The sequence below is a fragment of the Vibrio sp. CCUG 15886 genome, assembly GCF_028570825.1.
Taxonomy (GTDB): domain Bacteria; phylum Pseudomonadota; class Gammaproteobacteria; order Enterobacterales; family Vibrionaceae; genus Vibrio; species Vibrio vulnificus_B.
Window position 1 is genome coordinate 216,628 of record NZ_JAQQBT010000005.1, and the last position, 20,052, is coordinate 236,679.

At 47.2% G+C, this 20,052-nt stretch carries 24 protein-coding genes; 15 read left to right on the top strand and 9 right to left on the bottom strand.

Annotated elements, in window-relative coordinates; all coding sequences use genetic code 11:
- Nucleotides 1–64: 64 nt before the first annotated feature.
- A complete protein-coding gene (mdh, locus tag PQQ36_RS12480; RefSeq protein WP_011149389.1) occupies nucleotides 65–997 on the bottom strand; it encodes a malate dehydrogenase in 933 nt (310 codons plus the stop codon).
- A 372-nt stretch (nucleotides 998–1,369) separates the two neighbouring features.
- Between mdh and argR the strand changes: the two genes are divergently transcribed.
- From argR to PQQ36_RS12500, 4 genes are all read left to right on the top strand, one after another.
- Nucleotides 1,370–1,840, top strand: coding sequence for a transcriptional regulator ArgR (gene argR, locus PQQ36_RS12485; RefSeq protein ID WP_011078752.1), 471 nt, complete (start codon nucleotides 1,370–1,372; stop codon nucleotides 1,838–1,840).
- Between the two features lie 365 nt (nucleotides 1,841–2,205).
- The gene (locus PQQ36_RS12490; RefSeq protein ID WP_011078753.1) at nucleotides 2,206–3,174 is read left to right on the top strand and encodes a TAXI family TRAP transporter solute-binding subunit; all 969 of its coding nucleotides are present in this window, start codon (nucleotides 2,206–2,208) and stop codon (nucleotides 3,172–3,174) included.
- Nucleotides 3,175–3,369: 195 nt separating this feature from the next.
- Nucleotides 3,370–5,949 (top strand): TRAP transporter permease, encoded by a 2,580-nt coding sequence (locus tag PQQ36_RS12495; RefSeq protein ID WP_273661584.1) that lies wholly within the window; start codon nucleotides 3,370–3,372, stop codon nucleotides 5,947–5,949.
- Between the two features lie 78 nt (nucleotides 5,950–6,027).
- Nucleotides 6,028–6,465 carry a universal stress protein gene (locus tag PQQ36_RS12500; RefSeq protein ID WP_011078755.1) on the top strand — a complete coding sequence of 146 codons (438 nt, stop codon included), beginning with the start codon at nucleotides 6,028–6,030 and terminating at the stop codon, nucleotides 6,463–6,465.
- 86 nt (nucleotides 6,466–6,551) lie between these two features.
- Here PQQ36_RS12500 and PQQ36_RS12505 read toward each other — a convergent pair whose 3' ends face one another.
- From PQQ36_RS12505 to mlaF, 8 genes are all read right to left on the bottom strand, one after another.
- Nucleotides 6,552–7,277: a 1-acylglycerol-3-phosphate O-acyltransferase gene (locus PQQ36_RS12505; RefSeq protein WP_011149387.1), complete on the bottom strand. Its 726-nt coding sequence runs from the start codon at nucleotides 7,275–7,277 to the stop codon at nucleotides 6,552–6,554.
- Nucleotides 7,278–7,416: 139 nt separating this feature from the next.
- Nucleotides 7,417–8,682: a UDP-N-acetylglucosamine 1-carboxyvinyltransferase gene (gene murA / locus PQQ36_RS12510; RefSeq protein WP_011149386.1), complete on the bottom strand. Its 1,266-nt coding sequence runs from the start codon at nucleotides 8,680–8,682 to the stop codon at nucleotides 7,417–7,419.
- A gap of 9 nt (nucleotides 8,683–8,691) precedes the next feature.
- Entirely contained in the window at nucleotides 8,692–8,946 is a 255-nt protein-coding gene (ibaG, locus tag PQQ36_RS12515) for a BolA family iron metabolism protein IbaG (protein ID WP_011078758.1), read from the bottom strand.
- A 3-nt stretch (nucleotides 8,947–8,949) separates the two neighbouring features.
- Nucleotides 8,950–9,267 (bottom strand): STAS domain-containing protein, encoded by a 318-nt coding sequence (locus PQQ36_RS12520; protein WP_011078759.1) that lies wholly within the window; start codon nucleotides 9,265–9,267, stop codon nucleotides 8,950–8,952.
- The gene (locus tag PQQ36_RS12525; protein ID WP_443098525.1) at nucleotides 9,267–9,866 is read right to left on the bottom strand and encodes an ABC transporter substrate-binding protein; all 600 of its coding nucleotides are present in this window, start codon (nucleotides 9,864–9,866) and stop codon (nucleotides 9,267–9,269) included. Before PQQ36_RS12525 ends, PQQ36_RS12520 begins: the two co-directional genes overlap by 1 nt.
- Before the next feature lie 40 nt (nucleotides 9,867–9,906).
- Nucleotides 9,907–10,395 carry an outer membrane lipid asymmetry maintenance protein MlaD gene (gene mlaD, locus PQQ36_RS12530; RefSeq protein ID WP_011078761.1) on the bottom strand — a complete coding sequence of 163 codons (489 nt, stop codon included), beginning with the start codon at nucleotides 10,393–10,395 and terminating at the stop codon, nucleotides 9,907–9,909.
- A 2-nt stretch (nucleotides 10,396–10,397) separates the two neighbouring features.
- Complete coding sequence (gene mlaE, locus PQQ36_RS12535) at nucleotides 10,398–11,186, bottom strand: lipid asymmetry maintenance ABC transporter permease subunit MlaE (protein ID WP_011078762.1); 789 nt, start codon at nucleotides 11,184–11,186, stop codon at nucleotides 10,398–10,400.
- Nucleotides 11,179–11,982 (bottom strand): phospholipid ABC transporter ATP-binding protein MlaF, encoded by an 804-nt coding sequence (gene mlaF / locus PQQ36_RS12540; protein WP_011078763.1) that lies wholly within the window; start codon nucleotides 11,980–11,982, stop codon nucleotides 11,179–11,181. The genes mlaE and mlaF overlap by 8 nt, the downstream gene beginning before the upstream one ends.
- A 346-nt stretch (nucleotides 11,983–12,328) precedes the next feature.
- Here mlaF and PQQ36_RS12545 point away from each other — a divergent pair, with 346 nt between their 5' ends.
- Genes PQQ36_RS12545 through PQQ36_RS12595 form a run of 11 tightly spaced genes read left to right on the top strand, consistent with a single transcriptional unit; the run spans nucleotide 12,329 to nucleotide 20,035 of the window.
- On the top strand, nucleotides 12,329–13,294 hold the full coding sequence (locus PQQ36_RS12545; RefSeq protein WP_013572480.1) for a calcium/sodium antiporter: 966 nt from the start codon (nucleotides 12,329–12,331) through the stop codon (nucleotides 13,292–13,294).
- A gap of 21 nt (nucleotides 13,295–13,315) precedes the next feature.
- On the top strand, nucleotides 13,316–14,287 hold the full coding sequence (gene kdsD, locus PQQ36_RS12550; RefSeq protein ID WP_263130515.1) for an arabinose-5-phosphate isomerase KdsD: 972 nt from the start codon (nucleotides 13,316–13,318) through the stop codon (nucleotides 14,285–14,287).
- Complete coding sequence (kdsC, locus tag PQQ36_RS12555; protein WP_013572482.1) at nucleotides 14,287–14,844, top strand: 3-deoxy-manno-octulosonate-8-phosphatase KdsC; 558 nt, start codon at nucleotides 14,287–14,289, stop codon at nucleotides 14,842–14,844. The genes kdsD and kdsC overlap by 1 nt, the downstream gene beginning before the upstream one ends.
- Nucleotides 14,841–15,404 carry an LPS export ABC transporter periplasmic protein LptC gene (lptC, locus tag PQQ36_RS12560; protein WP_011078767.1) on the top strand — a complete coding sequence of 188 codons (564 nt, stop codon included), beginning with the start codon at nucleotides 14,841–14,843 and terminating at the stop codon, nucleotides 15,402–15,404. Before kdsC ends, lptC begins: the two co-directional genes overlap by 4 nt.
- The gene (lptA, locus tag PQQ36_RS12565; RefSeq protein ID WP_011078768.1) at nucleotides 15,385–15,879 is read left to right on the top strand and encodes a lipopolysaccharide transport periplasmic protein LptA; all 495 of its coding nucleotides are present in this window, start codon (nucleotides 15,385–15,387) and stop codon (nucleotides 15,877–15,879) included. Before lptC ends, lptA begins: the two co-directional genes overlap by 20 nt.
- Nucleotides 15,879–16,604: an LPS export ABC transporter ATP-binding protein gene (gene lptB / locus PQQ36_RS12570; RefSeq protein ID WP_011078769.1), complete on the top strand. Its 726-nt coding sequence runs from the start codon at nucleotides 15,879–15,881 to the stop codon at nucleotides 16,602–16,604. Before lptA ends, lptB begins: the two co-directional genes overlap by 1 nt.
- 53 nt (nucleotides 16,605–16,657) lie before the next feature.
- Nucleotides 16,658–18,121 (top strand): RNA polymerase factor sigma-54, encoded by a 1,464-nt coding sequence (locus PQQ36_RS12575; protein WP_039552533.1) that lies wholly within the window; start codon nucleotides 16,658–16,660, stop codon nucleotides 18,119–18,121.
- 23 nt (nucleotides 18,122–18,144) lie between these two features.
- Nucleotides 18,145–18,432, top strand: a complete 288-nt coding sequence (gene hpf, locus PQQ36_RS12580; protein WP_011149377.1) for a ribosome hibernation promoting factor — start codon at nucleotides 18,145–18,147, stop codon at nucleotides 18,430–18,432.
- Nucleotides 18,433–18,434: 2 nt separating this feature from the next.
- Nucleotides 18,435–18,881 (top strand): PTS IIA-like nitrogen regulatory protein PtsN, encoded by a 447-nt coding sequence (ptsN, locus tag PQQ36_RS12585; protein WP_011078772.1) that lies wholly within the window; start codon nucleotides 18,435–18,437, stop codon nucleotides 18,879–18,881.
- 12 nt (nucleotides 18,882–18,893) lie between these two features.
- Nucleotides 18,894–19,757, top strand: a complete 864-nt coding sequence (rapZ, locus tag PQQ36_RS12590; protein WP_011078773.1) for an RNase adapter RapZ — start codon at nucleotides 18,894–18,896, stop codon at nucleotides 19,755–19,757.
- A 2-nt stretch (nucleotides 19,758–19,759) separates the two neighbouring features.
- On the top strand, nucleotides 19,760–20,035 hold the full coding sequence (locus tag PQQ36_RS12595) for an HPr family phosphocarrier protein (protein ID WP_011078774.1): 276 nt from the start codon (nucleotides 19,760–19,762) through the stop codon (nucleotides 20,033–20,035).
- Nucleotides 20,036–20,052 lie beyond the last annotated feature (17 nt).

A 20,052-nucleotide genomic window follows, 5' to 3' on the forward strand; every position in this document is an offset into this window, starting at 1 on the left:
AACCACAAACAAAAAAGCCGATCCAACGATCGGCTTTGTTTTTCTAACACTCACATTCGCTGACTTACTTTACGAAGTCCACGCCAATTTGAATGTCACCGTTAAGCGTTTCTAGCATGCCATCGAGAGCTGCTTTTTCGAAATCACTTAGCTCGCCATAAGGTAGGATTTCTTCAACACCCTCTTTGCCAAGTTTCACTGGCTGTGCAAAGAAGCTAGCATGCTCGCCGTTACCTTCAACGTAAGCGTATTCGATCACTTCTTCACCTTGCAGTGCTTTCACGAGCGCAAGACCAAAACGACACGCAGCCTGACCCATTGAAAGTGTTGCACTACCGCCACCCGCTTTCGCTTCAACCACTTCAGTACCTGCATTTTGGATACGTTTGGTTAGGGCTGCGATTTCTTCGTCGCTGAACTCGACACCTTCCACTTGAGAAAGAAGAGGCAGAATCGTCACACCAGAGTGACCGCCGATCACTGGTACACGAACTTCACCTGGATCTTGACCTTTCAGCTCAGCAACAAACGTTTCTGAACGGATCACATCCAACGTCGTCACACCAAAAAGTTTACGCTTGTCATAAACGCCCGCTTTTTTCAGAACTTCTGCTGCAATTGGCACAGTGGTGTTCACAGGGTTGGTGATGATACCAATACAAGCATTCGGACAAACCACGGCAATGCGCTCAGCAAGTGATTTGACGATACCAGCATTGACATTAAATAGATCCGCACGATCCATACCTGGCTTACGCGCAACACCGGCAGAAATAAGAACCACATCAGCACCTTCTAGTGCTGGCGTTGGATCTTCACCGGCATAACCTTTGATCGAAACGGGGGTTGGGATGTGGCTTAGGTCTGCAGCAACACCCGGAGTAACCGGAGCAATATCATATAGGGCTAAATCAGAACCCGCTGGAAGGCGGTTTTTCAGTAAAAGAGCTAGGGCTTGACCGATGCCACCTGCGGCACCAATAACAGCTACTTTCATTGTAGTTCTCCTTGAGAGCGATCTCTTATAGACGTTTTAGTAGGGTATTTTGTAAACAACTGTGTAGAACGCTATAGCAATTACAACTTGATTACAATCAATTAACGCTCGCTTTGCGACCTTGCGCAACTCGATTATCGCGTGCCACATTCACTTCGGTCATTATCCACATAAATTGTAGGTATGACAAAGGCTTAAGCATGAAAGAAATTGACTACATTTCTTGCTTTGTTCGCTATTCACTGCACTAATCGGACAGTAATCTGTTTAAAATTTACAGTGATACAACTAACAGATTGCAATCAGCTTTTGGCACTGAGTGAATATCTATGCGAAAATATGCAAAACGTTAAGAAATGGAATGTGGATTTTATGCGCCCATCAGAAAAACAAGACAACCTAGTACGCGCTTTTAAAGCTTTATTGAAAGAAGAACGCTTTGGTTCTCAAGGTGAAATTGTTGAAGCCCTGAAACAAGAAGGCTTTGAAAACATTAACCAATCTAAAGTTTCTCGCATGCTGACCAAGTTTGGTGCCGTTCGTACCCGCAATGCGAAAATGGAAATGGTTTACTGCCTACCCACCGAACTGGGCGTTCCGACCGTCAGCAGTTCTTTGCGTGAATTGGTTTTAGATGTTGACCATAACCAAGCATTAGTGGTCATCCATACTGGCCCAGGAGCGGCACAGCTTATTGCCCGTATGCTCGATTCTCTTGGTAAATCAGAAGGCATCCTTGGCGTAGTGGCGGGTGATGACACCATCTTCATTACCCCTACCCTAACAATCACGACAGAACAACTGTTCAAATCGGTCTGCGAATTGTTTGAATACGCGGGCTAACTAACGGCAAACAATGCTCACTTTAGCGATGCTATGGTGAGCATTTTCTTTGAAATGCATTCAAATACGCGTTAATTGTTCGTGATCTAATTCACGCATTCAACCAAATCTCTACAAAGATAAGCATCAATTTAACTCATTGATCTAAAAGAACCTAACACTAAAAAAACGTCACTCCTATTCTCTTTTCTTAGATTTTTTCGCTATAAGTTTTAACAATTGTATAATTATCTGCCAATTATTTGTTATTATTCCGCCACTTTTCCAAACGATTGGATTGGAAAAGATGCCGTTTCCAAACAGGAAACCCCTGAAGATAATTTGTTATGCTTCTGGGTTAATAATGGATAAAGGAAGGAACATTCATGGCATTAAATACGCTGATTAAAGTGGGTGCAATTGCTGCTGCCGTTATGGGCGCAGGTGCGGTTCACGCTCAAGAATTTATTACGATTGGTACAGGTTCAGTGACGGGTGTTTACTACCCTACGGGTGGCGCCATCTGTAAACTGGTCAACAAAGATCGTAAAGATCACAACATCCGTTGTTCTGTTGAATCAACGGGTGGTTCGATCTACAACGTCAATACCATCCGCTCTGGCGAGTTGGACTTTGGTATCGTTCAGTCTGACTGGCAATACCATGGCTACAAAGGCACTAGTAAATTTGAAGAGCAAGGCCCTTACACTAAGCTGCGTGCCATGTTCTCTCTTCATACCGAACCTTTTAACATCATTGCACGTTCTGACGCAGGTATCGACAAGCTTGAAGATCTGAAAGGCAAGCGCGTCAACATCGGTAACCCTGGTTCGGGCGACCACGCAACGATGAGCGTGGTGATGGATGCAATGGGTTGGAACAACGACAGCTTCAAGCTAGCGTCAGAGCTAAAAGGTTCTGAGCGTTCACAAGCTCTATGTGACAACAAGATCGACGCGTTCATTTACATGGTTGGGCACCCAAACGGCTCAATCAAAGAAGCGACTACCTCTTGTGACGCCAAACTGGTGTCCGCAACAGGTCCACAGATCGACAAAATTGTTGCTGACAACCCATACTATGCTTACAGCACCGTGCCTGCTGGTATGTACCGTGGCACTGATAAAGACGTGAAGAGCTTTGGTGTAGCGGCAACGCTTGTCACCACTGCCGATGTGTCTGACGACGTGGCTTACAACGTGGCGAAAGCAGTATTCGAGAACTTCGATACTTTCAAACGTCTACACCCTGCGTTTGCTACCCTTAAGAAAGAGGATATGGTGAGCGCTGGTATTTCTATCCCACTACACCCAGGTGCAGTGAAATACTACAAAGAAGTGGGTCTGCTGAAATAAGCACCCCCACGGTTCAGGCAGGAAGGCCATCTTCCTGCCTGCGATTCAATCCTGCTCCCGACTTCAATCATTCTGTTGTCTGATTTGCCGTTACAATCTCATTAATTCAGACAGCATTGAGTTCACTGCCCTCTCCGAGTTCAGAATCGGAAGGGTGACAGCATCAACTAGACCATCAATAACAAGGAAACGTACATGACGACGAATACCACTCCGTCACAAGATGTGCAAGAAATGGTGGCTCAAGCCGATACTGGCGCACGTAACCCGGCAGGGTTACAGGGACGAATCCTTTGGTTTGTTCCTCTTTGCTGGTCATTGTTTCAATTATGGTACGCTTCACCGCTGCCGTTTATTTTCGATTTCGCCGTTCTTAATGACACGCAGGCACGAGCTGTACATTTAACCTTTGCTATCTTTCTTGCTTTCACTGCTTACCCTGCGCTGAAAAGCTCACCTAGAGAGCACATCCCTGCCCTCGATTGGGTATTGGCTTTGCTCGGCAGTTTCTCTGCTTCTTACATCTACATCTTCTACACCGAGCTTGCTGGCCGTTCAGGCGCTCCAACGACGATGGATGTTGTGATAGCAGTCACTGGCATGGTGCTGTTGCTTGAAGCCACTCGCAGAGCATTAGGCCCTCCTTTAATGCTCGTGGCCGCTCTTTTTCTCTTTTATACCTTTGCCGGTCCCTACATGCCGGATGTCATTGCCCATAAAGGGGCAAGCATCAACAAAGCGATGTCCCATTTATGGTTGACCACGGAAGGCGTGTTCGGCGTTGCTCTTGGCGTATCCACCTCGTTTGTGTTCTTGTTTGTACTCTTTGGTGCCATGCTGGAACGCGCAGGTGCGGGGGCATACTTTATTAAAGTCGCCTTCTCATTGCTCGGTCACATGCGTGGTGGCCCAGCCAAAGCAGCCGTCGTCGCCTCCGGTTTATCAGGGCTTGTTTCTGGTTCTTCCATCGCAAACGTAGTGACGACAGGGACATTTACGATTCCCTTAATGAAGCGGGTTGGGTTTCCAGGCACCAAAGCGGGGGCTGTTGAAGTTGCGGCATCAACCAATGGGCAATTAACGCCGCCGATCATGGGAGCTGCAGCTTTCTTGATGGTGGAATATGTCGGTATTTCTTACGTTGAAGTCATTAAAGCGGCCATTCTGCCGGCCTTAATTTCTTATATTGCGCTGATTTATATTGTTCACTTAGAAGCCTGCAAAGCGGGCATGACAGGCTTACCTCGCCGCCACAATCCAACCATGCTGCAAAGCTTGCTCTCCTTTACGGGAACGATTTTAGGATTGTGTGTCGTCAGTGCGGTGGTTTACTACGGCATCGGTTGGACCAAGGATGTCTTTGGCGATGCCGCGACACCAATGGTGACCATTGCCTTACTGGTTGCCTACGTAGGCTTAGTCAAAATTTCCGCCAATCATGCGCAAGATGGCGCCTTGGAGATCGATGCAGAACTGACTGAAGTGCCCGATCCAGGACCGACGATCAAATCAGGTTTGCACTTTTTGCTCCCGATTGTTGTGCTTGTTTGGTGTCTCACCGTTGAACGCTTTTCTCCTGGCCTTTCAGCGTTTTGGGCGACGGTGTTCATGATCTTTATTCTTCTCACTCAACGTCCTTTGATGGCGTTGATGAACAAGAGTGGCGACATTGCACAGCAAACCAAGGCTGGTTGGACCGATCTGTTAGAGAGCTTAGTATCGGGCGCTCGCAATATGATTGGCATCGGTGTCGCAACCGCCGCTGCGGGTACCGTCGTCGGCGTGGTGACCCTAACCGGGATCGGTTTGGTCATGACCGATTTTGTTGAGTTCATTTCCGGCGGCAGCGTGATCATGATGCTGATCTTCACCGCAGTGATCAGCTTGATCCTTGGTATGGGACTCCCTACAACCGCGAACTACATTGTGGTGTCGACCTTGATGGCGCCAGTGATCGTCACGCTAGGCGCTCAGCACGGCTTGATCATTCCACTTATCGCCGTCCACCTGTTTGTGTTCTATTTCGGCATTTTGGCCGATGACACCCCTCCAGTTGGCTTAGCCGCGTTTGCCGCTGCCGCGATTGCGAAATCCGACCCGATCCGTACGGGTATCCAAGGGTTTGCTTACGACATTCGTACCGCTATCTTGCCATTCATGTTTGTCTTCAATACTCAGCTCTTGTTGATGGGCATTGATACTTGGTGGCACTTGCTGTTAACGATACTCTCCTCGATTATCGCCATGCTGATCTTCTCCGCGGCCACACAAGGCTGGTGGTTGACCAAAAACAAATGGTGGGAAACGCTGTTACTGCTAATACTTACGTTCTCGTTCTTCCGTCCAGGCTTCTGGTGGGACATGATTTACCCAGCCAAAGTTCTTTCACCAGGTATTGAGATAGAGCAAATCACTCAGAAGCTAGATGTAGGACAATCACTGGAGCTTCGTGTAGCTGGTACCAATCTAGAAGGTGATTTCACCGAAAAGACGGTCCGTTTACCTTTTGATGATAATGCAACAACCGCACTTGAACGTCTTCAGTCGATGGGGCTTTCCCTCGTTGAAGATCAAGGCAAGATGCTGGTTGATATGGTTGAATTTGACAGCCCTGCTGAAGCCTCCGGTATCGATTTCGATTGGGAAATCAAATGGGTGGTAGAAGAAGCAGATCGACCAATGAAAGAATGGGTGTTTGTCCCTTGTTTGCTGATCCTTATTTTCATGGCAGCAAATCAGAAACGCCGAATTCGATCTCAACTCATTCAAGCGTAAACATCAATAGCCCCGTGAAATCGGGGCTATATTTATCTCAAAACAGTATGCTGAAATAACAACAATAGAGATCATACCATGTACAAACAGATTCTTGTTCCCGTCGATCTGAACGATAAAGGTTTTTCAGATAGAGCCGTTGAGCTCGCGGTGTGGCACGCGCGCCAAGCCAATGCTCAATTACATTTGCTCAACGTATTGCCCGGCATTCACATGTCGATGGTGGCGAGCTACTTCCCTAAAGATGCGGCACAGAAAATGAAGCAAGATGTGGTGCAACAACTTAAGAACTTTGCGGATCAACACATTGCCGATGAAATTGTCTACAAAGTCCATGTTGCCGAAGGCAAACCTTACGCGACTATCTTAGAGTACGCTGAAAAGCTGGGGGCGGATTTGATTATCATGCCAAGCCACAAACGTTCAAAAATCGATAAAGTGGTGCTCGGTTCTGTTGCCAGTAAAGTGGTTGAGAACTCACCCATTAACGTATTGGTGGTCAAACCGCAAGCTTAGTCCCGAATTCTACTCAGTTAAGCCGGAACAAAAAAAAGGATGTCATATGACATCCTTTTTATTTTAACCATCGATTTTTAAGTGAATCATTGCTGATTACGTAACTTCACTTCTTCATCCAAACTTTCTAATTTGGCTTTCATCTTTTCGCGACAGATTTCTGCAAGCTCGCGAATATGCTCTTTGCCATAACCTTCGGTGCTAATGGGATCCAACATTTCGACAATCACGTGGCCATTATTCCAACGATTCAATTTCAGTTGATCTGTTGAACTACATACGATCGGGATAATCGGCACGCCAGCGCCAATCGCAGCGTGAAAAGCGCCCGTTTTGAAAGGCATGAGACCACGACCGCGTGAGCGTGTGCCTTCAGGAAACATCCATACCGAAACTTCACTTGCTTTCATGCTTGCCACTACCTGATCAATCGTCCCTTTGGCTTTGGTCTTATTCGCACGGTCAATCAAGATGTTACCCGTCAGCCAGTAAAGCTGTCCAAACAGCGGTAACCACGCTAGGCTCTTTTTGCCTACCGTTACAACTTTGGGTGTCACTGCCGCAGAAACGGTAAAGAGGTCCCAGTTATTTTGGTGGTTGGCAATGTAGATATGTTGACCACGTTGGTAGGCATCTTCAGGAAGACGCAGTTCCAGCTTTATGCCAAATACACGCGACATTTTGGCAAACAGACGGCCAAAGGTGAACACATGCTTAGGATTTCGAGGGCTAAGTAAACAGTAGCCACAACCAAAGACGAACATCACAACAGCAAACAACGCCGTTGCTAACAAACGCACTAGAGCAATCATTTATAACTCCGGTATTCATTCAGATAGGCATTGCACTCCCAAGATATTGAAAGCAACGCTCTACTTCTCTGACAAAAACAGCTTCTAAAATATAAAAAAGCCGAAACCTGTGTTTCGGCTATATTGGTATCAACGTAGTTTAGTTTGACTCACGAAAACGCTCAATCTTTGCACCCAGTGCATTAAGCTTGTTCTCGATTTTGTCGTAGCCACGGTCAATGTGGTAAATGCGATCAACGATGGTTTCACCCTTAGCGATACAACCTGCAATCACTAAGCTGGCTGACGCTCGTAGATCGGTCGCCATAACTTGTGCTGCGCTCAAACGCTCCACGTCACCACAGATGACAGTGTTACCTTCAATCTCCGCTTTTGCACCCATACGTTTTAGCTCTGGAACATGCATGAAACGGTTTTCAAAGATGGTTTCAGTGATCACGCCACCGCCTTTCGCCATCATATTCAGCAAGGTAAACTGTGCTTGCATATCGGTCGGGAAACCCGGGTGAGGCGCCGTGCGGATATTGACCGCTTTGAGCTCTCGACCTGTCATATCGACAGAAATCCAATCTTCACCAGTTTCAACCAAGGCGCCCGCTTCTTCCAACTTCGCCAACACGGCTTCAAGTAAATGCGCTTGCGTATTGTGGCAAACGACTTTACCGCCAGACACCGCTGCAGCAACAAGGAAAGTCCCCGTTTCGATGCGGTCTGCCACCACGGCATGCTTACCACCACCCAGACGTTCAACGCCCTCAATGGTGATGGTGTCAGTGCCTGCACCGCTGATTTTAGCCCCAAGCGTGTTGAGGAATTTCGCGGTATCGACAATTTCTGGCTCACGCGCTGCGTTATCTAAAACCGTCGTGCCTTCGGCAAGCGTGGCTGCACACATGATGGTGATCGTGGCACCTACGCTCACTTTGTCCATGACAATGTGTGCGCCTTGTAAACGGCCGTCGACATGCGCTTTAACGTAACCATCTTCTAATGTGATGGTGGCACCTAGTTGCTCAAGGCCAGTGATGTGTAAATCCACGGGACGAGCACCGATCGCACAACCACCCGGCAGAGACACTTGTCCTTGACCGAAACGAGCAACAAGCGGCCCTAATGCCCAGATCGATGCACGCATGGTTTTCACCAAATCATAAGGCGCACAATATTCATCGATAGAGCTAGGGTCAACATGAACGGAACCATTGCGTTCCACTTTGGCACCAAGGCGCTTTAGCAGCTCCATGGTGGTATCAATATCTCGAAGATGCGGCACATTGGCCACTTCAACTGGCTCTTCAGCCAGAATCGACGCAAATAAAATCGGCAGTGCAGCGTTTTTGGCACCTGAAATAGTCACCTCACCCATCAATGGCTGAGTCGACCCAATTACACGGAACTTTTCCATTATAAAACCTTAAAGAGACATCAGTTTCTTGTCACGTGCCCATTCGGCGGGCGTGTATGCTTTGATCGACAAGGCATGAATATCATTGCGTTGGATGTAGTCCATGAGTGGTTTGTAGATCAGCTGTTGCTTCTTAACGCGGCTCATTCCTTCGAAACAAGCATCAACAGCGACCACTTCATAGTGGCTACCTTCACCTTTTACATGCAACTCTTCAAGGTTGAGTGCTTCTTCTAGTAACTGTTGTACTTTTGCGCTATCCACAATTTACCCCTGATAACTTTGAATATGTTTGGCAACCACGGCTTCAACGTTGCTTAACTGAAACAGTGTGCGCAGTTGCGCTGGCACAAAACTCAGCATTATATGACAGTTTTGCTTTTTTGCATGCTCTAATAAGTGAATTAGCATCACCATTCCGGCAGAATCCACCCGTTGTACGGTTTTTAGTGAGAATTCCACCTGACTATTTCTTGGCTTCCAAGTCTGAGCAAAACGCCACAGTGATGGCACCTGTTCACGATCCAAATTACCACTTAAGCTAACTTTCTCGTCTGTCGATTGCTGCCATTGCGGGTGTGACATCAGTTTTTCGCCTCAAAACGAATCGGTTGTTTCGCTAATGCTTCCAGCTCGTTGGCGACGGCAAGAATACCATCTTGACGAATTTTACCATTCCACTCCGACTGCTTGCTGGAGAGTAAGCTGATCCCTTCGGCAACCATATCAAAAGCCAGCCAATCGCCGTTATTCTCACGACGCAATTTGAACTCTAGCTTAATGTTTGGACGGGGGGTATCAATGATATCAACTTTCACACTGGTGATGCGCTGGCCGTCTTCTACCTTAGGTTCCGGGCCAAAGAGAATTCTCTGATCCGTGTATTGCGTCAACACCTGCGCATAAGAGCTCACTAAGTACGCGCGAAACGCGTCAATAAACGCGGTGACGTCTTCACGCTTTGCCCCTTTGAGATTTGTACCCAATAACTTAAGTGCCGCGTACTTTTCATTCACGTATGGCATCAGCTCTTCTTCTACCACCACTTTGAGGTAGTCCGGATCTTGCTGAATTTTAGGTTGCTCTGCCTTTAAACGCGCAAAAGCCTGCTCTGAAACCTGCTTCATCATTTGATACGGCTCGGCTTTGTCCACTGCCGTGCTCGCCAATACATTAAGCGACATCAACAGCGAGAGACAGGTCAAAAAGAATCTTTTCATCGAATTAGTCCTTCTTAGTTTCATCTTTGTTGCCGACGCTATACAGCACTTGGCCAATCAAATCTTCCAATACCAATGCCGATTTGGTGTCTTCAATAAAGTCACCATCTTTAAGCATCTGCTCGTCTTCAAAAACGAATCCTGGCACTAAGCCAATATACTGCTCACCAATCAAGCCGGATGTCAGTATCTGCACACTCGAGGTTTCCGGAAACTGGTTGTAGAGACTGTTGATCGACAGCGATACGACAGGCACCAAAGTTTCAGGATTCAACGAAATGTCGGATACGCGTCCAATCACCACCCCTCCCACCTTCACAGGCGAGCGCACTTTGAGACTACCGATGTTGTCAAACTGTGCTTTGAGCGTGTAAGTATTGCCCGAGCCTAGCCCCTTTACGTCAGCGACTTGAAAAATCATGACCAGAATTGCGCAAATTCCCGCCAAGACAAAGCTGCCAACCCATAATTCTGTTTTACGTGTTTGTTGCATGTTTAATTCCCAAACATCAACGCAGTGAGGACAAAATCCAGCCCCAACACCGCTAAAGAAGAGTGAACCACCGTGCGAGTCGTCGCACGGCTGATGCCTTCCGAAGTTGGAATAGCATCGTAACCATTAAAGAGCGCAATCCAAGTCACGGTAATGGCAAAGACCACGCATTTGATCATGCTGTTACCAATATCTTGCCCTAACTCCACCGAAGCTTGCATGGCTGACCAAAAACTGCCGTGGTCGATGCCTTTCCAGTCAACACCCACCAATTGGCCGCCCCAAATACCCACGGCCATGAAGATCATCGCCAACAGCGGCATCGAGATAATGCCTGCCCACAACCTTGGCGCTATGATTCTTTTTAGGGGGTCAACCGCCATCATCTCCATACTAGAAAGTTGCTCTGTCGCTTTCATCAGGCCAATTTCAGCCGTGAGCGCAGAGCCCGCTCGCCCAGCAAACAACAAAGCCGTCACAACTGGCCCTAGCTCACGCAATAACGACAGCGCGACCATTTGCCCTAGGCTGCCTTCTGCGCCGTAATCCACCAAAATCACGTAGCCTTGTAGACTCAACACCATACCAATGAAGAGTCCAGAGACCACGATGATGGCTAAAGACTGCACCCCCACGTTATAGATTTGCTTTACCAATAGTGGCAGCGTTTTTCGCGGTTGTGGTCTCCCCGCAAGTGCACCGGCAAGCATTAAACTCGCCTTACCAAATGATTGACATAAGCTAAGGAAGCGACGCCCGAGCGCTGAAATCATGTCGACTAAGTTAGGCATCGTGAAATAAATCCTTTTCTATGGGTTGCGCGGGAAAACGAAACGGCACAGGACCATCCGCTTCACCCAATAAAAATTGTTGAACACGAGGATCGCTGTTGTTGCGCAGCTCCTCTGGTGTGCCTTTCGCGATCACTTTGCCATCCGCCAGCAGATACACCCAATCGGCAATGCTCATCACCTCCGGGACATCATGAGAAACGACAACGGCCGTGACCCCTAAGGCACTGTTCAAATTACGAATCAACTCAACCAGCACCCCCATGGTGATCGGATCCTGACCAACAAAAGGTTCGTCATACATGATCAGTTCTGGGTCGAGCGCAATGGCTCTTGCTAGGGCAGCTCGACGAGCCATACCGCCGGATAACTCACTTGGCATCAGTTCAGCAGCCCCTCTCAGGCCAACCGCTTCAAGCTTCAATAACACTAAAGTGCGAATGAGTGAGTCACTCAGTTGAGTGTGTTCACGTAAAGGAAAGGCGACGTTATCGAAGACATTGAGATCAGTAAACAGCGCGCCGGATTGAAACAGCATGCTCATTTTTTTTCTGGCGTGATAAAGCTTAGAGCGAGACAAACTAGGAATATTGACACCATCAAACCAAATCTCACCACTTTCCGGCAAGATTTGCCCACCAATCAGGCGAAGCAATGTGGTCTTTCCAATTCCAGATGGCCCCATGATGGCCGTCACCTTTCCTTTGGGAATACGCAAATCGATGTTGTCGAAAATCTTACGTTGGCCACGGGAAAACGTCAGTCCATGAATCGTTACTAAATCGTTGTGTGACATACTCTCTCTTTATTTACTCAGGTATTCCCCTGCGTTTTTTCATCGCGATTGTGTCGATTGGCGACAAATTCGGCAAGCCATGATAAGCAGATTATTTCAGAATTAAAAGCAGTGTTCGATTAATTCCTTTGAACCATCACTCAATTCAATAGACTTTCTTTCTGCACTCTTTATCAATCCTACCGAAAAATAACACCTTATCGGCTCATCTCTCATTTTCCTTACATATTAGCCTTTACCGCTTACGAGGATGTAATTTGTTACCACTTTGGCTTCCATTTTTGTCGGCAAAAGGTCAAAATTAGCGGTTAATCATTCAACTTATCATTACTTTCTGGAACTTATCATGCTCGAAGCCGTCGCGCTGCTTATCGTTGGTCTCATTTTGTTAGTCTGGAGTGCCGACAAACTTGTTTTTGGTTCAGCCGCCCTCGCTCGCAATATCGGTATTTCTCCATTGGTCATCGGTATGACCATCCTCGCAATGGGCTCCTCCGCACCAGAAATGATGGTTTCAGCCACCGCTGCACTTGACGGTAAAACCGATACCGCAGTGGGTAATGTTTTAGGTTCGAATATCGCCAACATCGCCCTGATTCTTGGTATTACCGCGTTAGTTCGCCCACTGTCGATCAACTCTGCCGTAGTACGTCGTGAGTTGCCGCTCATGATTGGTGTGACTGTCTTGGCTGGCATCCTGCTTTGGGATAGTCACCTTGGTTTCTATGAAGGCGTGCTGCTGTTTGTTTTATTTACCTTATTCCTAGTCGCGATGCTGCAAATCAGCCGTCGTGAACAAAAAACCGGAGATGCCTTCTTAGAAGAGCAAGAGTCGGAAATTCCTCAAGGCGTCAGCAATCCAAAAGCCGCAATGTGGATCGTCATTGGTCTGATCCTTTTACCACTCGCGGCCGATATGCTAGTGGATAATGCGGTCATCATTGCCAAATACTTTGGCATGAGTGACTTGGTGATTGGTTTAACCATTATTGCCGTGGGCACCAGCTTGCCAGAGCTGGCCGCGTCTTTGGCGGGCGCTCTGAAAGGTGAAGATGACATGGCGGTCGGTAACATCATCGGCTCCAACGTTTTCAATATTCTTGCCGTGATGGGGATCCCCGGTATTCTCAACCCATCATTTATTAGTGAATACGCAATGGGACGTGATTTTTGGGTAATGCTGGCGATTTCCTTACTTTTGGTTGTCATGGCATTGGGCAAATCTCGCAGAATTAGTCGTACCGAAGGTGGTATCCTACTGACCTGCTTTATCGGTTATCAGGCCTATCTGTTAATGAACATGGCAGCGTAAGCTGTTTCGCTAGGAGTACACATGACCCTGTCCTTTGATTATCGTGCGGTAGCAAAACAAGTTTTAGCCACGGAAATACGCGGTCTTGAGCAGTTATCGCAATATTTTGATGAGCAATTTGAGCAAGCGTGCGAATTAATCCTGAATAACGCTGGAAAAGTGGTTGTTATGGGGATGGGGAAATCAGGCCATATCGGGAAAAAGATCGCCGCCTCGTTAGCCAGCACCGGCACTTCCTCGTTCTTTGTCCATCCAGGGGAAGCTTCGCACGGTGATTTAGGAATGATCGAACGTGGTGACATCGTCCTTGCCATTTCCAACTCCGGTGAATCCTCAGAAATTCTCGCGCTCTTTCCGGTGTTAAAGCGATTGGGTATCCGCATCATCAGCATGACTGGCAAACCCAGCTCAACCATGGCAAAACTGGCCGATTACCATTTACAGATCACCGTTCCTGAAGAAGCGTGCCCGTTGGGTTTGGCTCCAACCACCAGCACAACGGCTACTTTAGTGATGGGTGATGCCATGGCTGTGGCCTTGCTGCAAGCTCGCGGCTTTACCGCTGAGGATTTCGCACTGTCCCATCCTGGTGGCGCGCTGGGAAGAAAGCTATTATTGAAACTCAACGACATCATGCATACGGGCGAACAGTTACCACGCGTATCTCCGGATGCTTTAGTGCGTGATGCGTTATTGGAGATCTCCCAAAAAGGCCTTGGCATGACGGCCATTGTGGATAAAGACAATCTGTTGCTCGGCATTTTTACTGACGGAGACTTACGCCGTATCTTAGATAAGCGTGTCGACATTCACAACGCACAGATCGGCGAAGTGATGACCAAACACCCAACGGTTGCCAATCCAAGCATGCTCGCGGTTGAAGGGCTCAATCTCATGCAACAAAAGAAAATTAACGGTTTAATGTTGTGCCAAGATGGTAAACTGGTTGGCGCATTAAATATGCACGATTTATTGAAAGCGGGAGTCATGTAGTGACGCAATTCGTTGAAACTTTATACGGTCCAGTAGAGCAAGCGATCGTCGATATTGCCCGCGATATTAAACTTCTCATTTGTGATGTGGATGGGGTATTTTCTGACGGTCTGATTTATATGGGCAATCAGGGAGAAGAGTTGAAAACTTTCCACACCCGAGACGGTTATGGCGTCAAAGCACTCATGAATGCGGGCATTGAAATTGCGATTATTACAGGTCGTCAGTCACAGATCGTCGAAAACCGAATGAAGGCATTAGGTATTTCACTCATTTATCAAGGTCAGGATGATAAAGTCCGCGCCTACTACGATATTTGTGACAAACTCTCCATCCTCCCAGAACAAACCGGGTATATTGGAGACGATTTAATCGACTGGCCTGTGATGGAAAAAGTCGCACTACAAGTTTGTGTTGCAGATGGTCATCCATTACTGGCACAACGCGCCAACTATGTTACCCGCATTAAGGGGGGGCATGGCGCAGTGCGTGAAGTTTGCGATCTCATTTTACAGGCACGTGGAGAATTAGACGCTCACAAAGGTCTGAGTATATGAGTTTTTCTCGGCTGATTTATTTACTGCTGTTTTTCGTTGTGAGTTGGTCTTGCTACTACTTGTATGGCCAACGTGAAGCTCAATCTGTACAAGTGGCACCCAATTTAGAGCTACCGATGTTTAGTGGCGAATCACTCAATAACATCAGCTATAACTCTGATGGCATACGAAGCCATCAGATCTCTTCGTCACATTTGGATCACTATGCCAAAAGTGGCGATACCGTTTTTGAAAATCCGAGTTTAGTCATCTACCGCGATGGCGACACGATCGAATGGAAAATCACAGCTCGACGCGCCGTGCTGGATGAAGAACAAGTTTTGACCCTCTCCGACCACGTAAGAATGCAAAACTTGTTGCCAGGTGCCAGCTTCGAAATGCTGTCTACGGACAAACTGGAAATCGATCTGTCAAATCGAGATTTTCATGCTGACCAGCAGGTTTTATTGATTGGTCCACAATTTGAAACCACCGGAGAAGCGATGAAGGGTAACCTGAAAACCAACACAGCGACTCTGTATAATCATGTACAAGGTAGATATGAAACCCTTACACCTTAGTCTTTTTGCTCTTATGCTGGCCACCAGCAACGCCTATGCGTTGAAATCTGATACTCAGCAGCCTGTTTATATTGATTCCGATTCACAGCAATTAGATATGCGTAGTAATCAAGTCATCTTTGATGGTGACGTCTCTCTCAAACAGGGCAGCATCAATATCAATGCCGATAAAATCGTCGTCACACGCGATCCTGAGAGCAATACGATTAAAAAGATCGAAGCCTTTGGCCAGCCAGCGACCTTTTCACAATTGATGGATGACGGCAAAACGCTCAGCGGCAGCGCTAAACAGCTCGATTACAGCATCGATAACGATCAGTTGACGATGAAAGGTCAAGCGGAGCTTGCGCAAGACAACAACGTCATCAAAGGTTCGTCCATTGTCTACCAAATTGCTTTACAAAAACTGATGGCCGACAGCTCTAAAAATGAGCGTGTCACCACCGTTTTACAGCCAAGTCAGGTGAATAACTAATGGCGGTATTGAGCGCAAAACACTTAGCGAAAAGCTATAAAAAACGCAAAGTCGTTACAGACGTTAGCTTGCAGGTTGAATCGGGCCAAATCGTGGGATTACTGGGCCCCAACGGCGCAGGCAAAACCACCTCGTTTTACATGATTGTAGGACTGGTGCCTCGCGATGAAGGCTCAATTAAGATCGATGATCGTGACATCAGTATTCTTCCGATGCATAGCCGCTCTAAATTGGGCATTGGTTATTTGCCGCAAGAAGCGTCGATTTTCCGTAAGCTCTCCGTTGAAGACAACATCATGGCTGTGCTGCAAACTCGCAATGAGCTCACACGCGAAGAACGTCAGGACAAACTGGAAGACTTATTAGAAGAGTTCCACATTCAGCACATTCGTCACAGCGCGGGCATGGCATTATCCGGCGGTGAACGTCGTCGAGTGGAAATTGCCCGAGCGTTAGCGGCCAACCCACAATTCATTCTATTGGATGAACCTTTTGCCGGCGTTGACCCCATTTCGGTCATTGATATCAAAAAAATTATCGAACATCTGCGCGATCGAGGCTTAGGTGTCCTGATTACCGACCACAACGTACGTGAAACCTTAGACGTCTGTGAAAAAGCTTACATCGTTAGCCAAGGTCGTTTGATTGCGGAAGGAACACCTGAACAAGTTCTCAACAATGAACAGGTAAAACAAGTTTATCTCGGCGAACAATTCCGACTATGATTAAATGAAGAACAACAGAACCAATTACGAGAATAAAAGGTAAGTACTACTGAATGAAACCTTCATTACAACTCAAGCTAGGTCAACAGTTAGCCATGACGCCTCAGCTCCAGCAGGCCATACGTTTGCTGCAGCTGTCCACCTTGGATTTACAGCAAGAAATCCAAGAAGCGCTGGAATCAAATCCCTTATTGGAAGTGGAAGAGCATCAAGAAGAAGCGCAACTGAATGGCGAAGACAAAGCGATCAATGAAGGTTCCGATTCTGATGATTTTTCTGTTGAGATCGACATTCCTGACAGCTCTGATGTGATTGAAAAATCCGAGATCAGTAGCGAACTGGAAATCGACACCACCTGGGATGACGTTTACAGTGCCAACTCTGGCAATACGGGCATCGCACTCGACGATGACATGCCGGTCTATCAAGGTGAAACGACGGAAACACTGCACGACTACTTACAGTGGCAACTGGATTTAACCCCGTTTAGCGATACTGACCGCATGATCGCCTTTGCCATCATTGATGCCGTCGACGACACTGGCTACCTCACCATCAGCCCTGAAGAGATCTTAGAAAGCCTGAACAGCGTCGATATCGAACTCGACGAAGTGGAAGCCGTACGCAAACGCATCCAACAGTTCGATCCCCTTGGTGTCGCGTCGCAAAACCTACAAGAATGCTTGCTGCTACAACTGGCCACATTTCCTATCGAGACCCCTTGGCTAGCCGAAGCCAAAATGGTCCTGAGCCATCACATTGATGCGCTAGGCAATCGCGATTACAAGCTGATCGTCAAAGAAGCGAAGCTTAAAGAAGAAGACCTACGTGAAACGCTCAAACTGATCCAGCAACTTGATCCAAGGCCTGGCAGTAAGATCAATGCCATCGAGCCTGAGTACGTGATTCCAGATGTATCCGTATTTAAAGAGCATGGCAAATGGAGTGTCGCGATCAATCCAGACAGCATTCCAAAATTAAAAGTAAATCAACAGTATGCGCAACTAGGCAAAGGCAGCAGCGCCGATAGCCAGTACATTCGCAGCAATTTGCAAGAGGCGAAATGGTTAATTAAGAGCCTTGAGAGCAGAAACGAGACGCTGCTCAAAGTTGCACGTTGCATAGTTGAACATCAACATGATTTCTTCGAGTATGGGGAAGAAGCAATGAAACCTATGGTGCTAAATGATGTGGCAACCGCGGTTGAGATGCATGAATCCACCATCTCACGCGTGACAACCCAGAAGTTTATGCACACACCTAGAGGTATCTTTGAATTGAAATATTTCTTCTCTAGCCATGTTAGTACGGATAGTGGAGGAGAATGTTCATCGACAGCAATTCGCGCACTCATTAAGAAGTTAGTCACTGCCGAAAACAGTGCGAAACCACTGAGTGATAGCAAAATTGCTGCCTTACTGGCAGACCAAGGGATCCAGGTCGCACGGCGAACGATAGCTAAGTACCGCGAGTCCTTAGGCATTGCCCCATCTAGTCAGCGAAAACGCCTACTTTAGGCCTCAACTGAAAAGGAAAGTCTATGCAAATCAATATTCAAGGCCATCATGTTGATCTTACCGATTCAATGCAGGACTATGTTCACTCCAAGTTTGACAAACTTGAACGATTTTTTGATCACATCAATAGCATACAAGTTGTACTTAAAGTTGAAAAAATTCACCAGATCGCGGAAGCTACGCTCCACGTCAATCAAGGTGAAATTCACGCCTCCTCTGACGATGAGAACATGTACGCCGCGATTGATTCGCTGGTGGATAAACTGGTTCGCCAGTTGAACAAACACAAAGAAAAACTACACAGTCATTAACCATGCAACTTAGCACAATACTTTCTCTGGACTGCACCAAAAGTGCAGTCCAGTGTTCTAGCAAAAAACGCGCACTAGAAATCATCAGTAACTTGGTCGCAGAGCACACAGGCCAAGATTCCACCGAACTCTTTGAATGTATGCTTAGCCGCGAGAAAATGGGCAGTACCGGTATCGGTAATGGTATTGCGATTCCACACGCGCGCATGACCGCCGCAGACAAAGCTGTCGCCGTTCTTTTGCAATGTGAAGAACCGATCGATTTTGATTCGATTGATAACCGTCCTGTGGATCTCCTTTTTGCTTTATTGGTCCCAGAAGAGCAGTGTAAAGAGCACCTCAAAACGCTTTCGTCGATGGCAGAGCGCCTCAGCGACAAGCAAGTTCTGAAGTTGCTGCGCGCAGCGCAAAGCGATCAAGAACTGTACGACATCATGACCAATCAGTAACGGAAACCAACCATGCGTCTTATTGTAGTGAGTGGGCACTCCGGTGCAGGGAAAAGTGTCGCGCTACGTGTGTTAGAAGATATGGGTTACTACTGCGTAGATAATCTCCCGGTTAACCTGCTGGAATCTTTCATACAATCAGTTTCGGAAAGTAAACAGAATGTCGCGGTCAGTATTGACGTTCGCAACATTCCGAAGAAACTGAAAGAGCTGACAACAACGCTACAAAAGCTGAAATCCAGCATTGACCTTTCGATTCTCTTTTTAGATGCGGATAAAGCTACCCTTCTCAAACGCTACAGTGAGACTCGCCGTGTTCACCCTCTTTCTCTAAGTGATGAGTGCCATACCCTAGATCAAGCGATCGACCTTGAGAAAAAAATGCTCAAGCCATTGAAAGAGATCGCCGATATCTTACTCAACAGCAGCAACCAATCACTGCACGATCTCAGTGAAGACGTACGCTACCGAATTGAAGGAAAAGAGCGTAATAAGCTCATCATGGTGTTCGAGTCTTTTGGCTTCAAATTTGGTTTACCAACAGACGCTGACTACGTGTTTGACGTCCGCTTTCTGCCCAACCCTCATTGGGAACCTGCGTTGCGTCCGATGACGGGGTTGGATGCGCCCATCAAAACCTTCTTAGAAAGCCATGATGAAGTGTTAGAACTCAAAAGGCAGATTCAAACGTTTATAGAGCATTGGTTGCCTTTGCTGGAAAAAAACAATCGCAGCTATTTAACCGTGGCGATTGGCTGTACGGGAGGGAAACATCGCTCCGTCTACTTAACTCAGCAAATCGGCGAATATTTCGCAGCGATGGGGCACACCGTTAAGATCCGCCACACCACTTTGGAAAAACGCAACAAGGAATAGCCGTGGAACTCAGCCGCAAAGTACTCATACAGAATCGACTTGGCTTGCACGCTCGTGCTGCCGTCAAATTGGTAGAACTGGCACAAAGCTTTGCCGCCGAAGTCACCATCGACAACGAAGAAGACAAAACCGCCGCGGCTGACAGCGTGATGGGGCTACTCATGCTTGAGTCTGCACAAGGGCAATATGTGACCATTCATGCCAGCGGAGAACAGGCAGAACAAGCCCTGGACGCCATTTGTCATCTTATCGAAGATAAGTTTGAAGAAGGCGAATAGCCTTCTTCACTTTCACA

Excerpts from the sequence above, each read along its gene's own strand:
- PQQ36_RS12500 (WP_011078755.1), top strand. The coding sequence starts at position 6,028 with ATGTACAAACAGATTCTTGTTCCCGTCGATCTGAACGATAAAGGTTTT.
- mdh (WP_011149389.1), bottom strand. The coding sequence starts at position 997 with ATGAAAGTAGCTGTTATTGGTGCCGCAGGTGGCATCGGTCAAGCCCTA.
- lptB (WP_011078769.1), top strand. The coding sequence starts at position 15,879 with ATGGCGGTATTGAGCGCAAAACACTTAGCGAAAAGCTATAAAAAACGC.
- lptA (WP_011078768.1), top strand. The coding sequence starts at position 15,385 with ATGAAACCCTTACACCTTAGTCTTTTTGCTCTTATGCTGGCCACCAGC.
- mlaD (WP_011078761.1), bottom strand. The coding sequence starts at position 10,395 with ATGCAACAAACACGTAAAACAGAATTATGGGTTGGCAGCTTTGTCTTG.
- argR (WP_011078752.1), top strand. The coding sequence starts at position 1,370 with ATGCGCCCATCAGAAAAACAAGACAACCTAGTACGCGCTTTTAAAGCT.
- rapZ (WP_011078773.1), top strand. The coding sequence starts at position 18,894 with ATGCGTCTTATTGTAGTGAGTGGGCACTCCGGTGCAGGGAAAAGTGTC.
- kdsD (WP_263130515.1), top strand. The coding sequence starts at position 13,316 with ATGACCCTGTCCTTTGATTATCGTGCGGTAGCAAAACAAGTTTTAGCC.
- lptC (WP_011078767.1), top strand. The coding sequence starts at position 14,841 with ATGAGTTTTTCTCGGCTGATTTATTTACTGCTGTTTTTCGTTGTGAGT.
- PQQ36_RS12545 (WP_013572480.1), top strand. The coding sequence starts at position 12,329 with ATGCTCGAAGCCGTCGCGCTGCTTATCGTTGGTCTCATTTTGTTAGTC.
- mlaE (WP_011078762.1), bottom strand. The coding sequence starts at position 11,186 with ATGCCTAACTTAGTCGACATGATTTCAGCGCTCGGGCGTCGCTTCCTT.
- PQQ36_RS12490 (WP_011078753.1), top strand. The coding sequence starts at position 2,206 with ATGGCATTAAATACGCTGATTAAAGTGGGTGCAATTGCTGCTGCCGTT.
- hpf (WP_011149377.1), top strand. The coding sequence starts at position 18,145 with ATGCAAATCAATATTCAAGGCCATCATGTTGATCTTACCGATTCAATG.
- ptsN (WP_011078772.1), top strand. The coding sequence starts at position 18,435 with ATGCAACTTAGCACAATACTTTCTCTGGACTGCACCAAAAGTGCAGTC.
- mlaF (WP_011078763.1), bottom strand. The coding sequence starts at position 11,982 with ATGTCACACAACGATTTAGTAACGATTCATGGACTGACGTTTTCCCGT.
- PQQ36_RS12575 (WP_039552533.1), top strand. The coding sequence starts at position 16,658 with ATGAAACCTTCATTACAACTCAAGCTAGGTCAACAGTTAGCCATGACG.
- PQQ36_RS12505 (WP_011149387.1), bottom strand. The coding sequence starts at position 7,277 with ATGATTGCTCTAGTGCGTTTGTTAGCAACGGCGTTGTTTGCTGTTGTG.
- murA (WP_011149386.1), bottom strand. The coding sequence starts at position 8,682 with ATGGAAAAGTTCCGTGTAATTGGGTCGACTCAGCCATTGATGGGTGAG.
- PQQ36_RS12495 (WP_273661584.1), top strand. The coding sequence starts at position 3,370 with ATGACGACGAATACCACTCCGTCACAAGATGTGCAAGAAATGGTGGCT.
- PQQ36_RS12525 (WP_443098525.1), bottom strand. The coding sequence starts at position 9,866 with ATGTCGCTTAATGTATTGGCGAGCACGGCAGTGGACAAAGCCGAGCCG.
- PQQ36_RS12520 (WP_011078759.1), bottom strand. The coding sequence starts at position 9,267 with ATGTCACACCCGCAATGGCAGCAATCGACAGACGAGAAAGTTAGCTTA.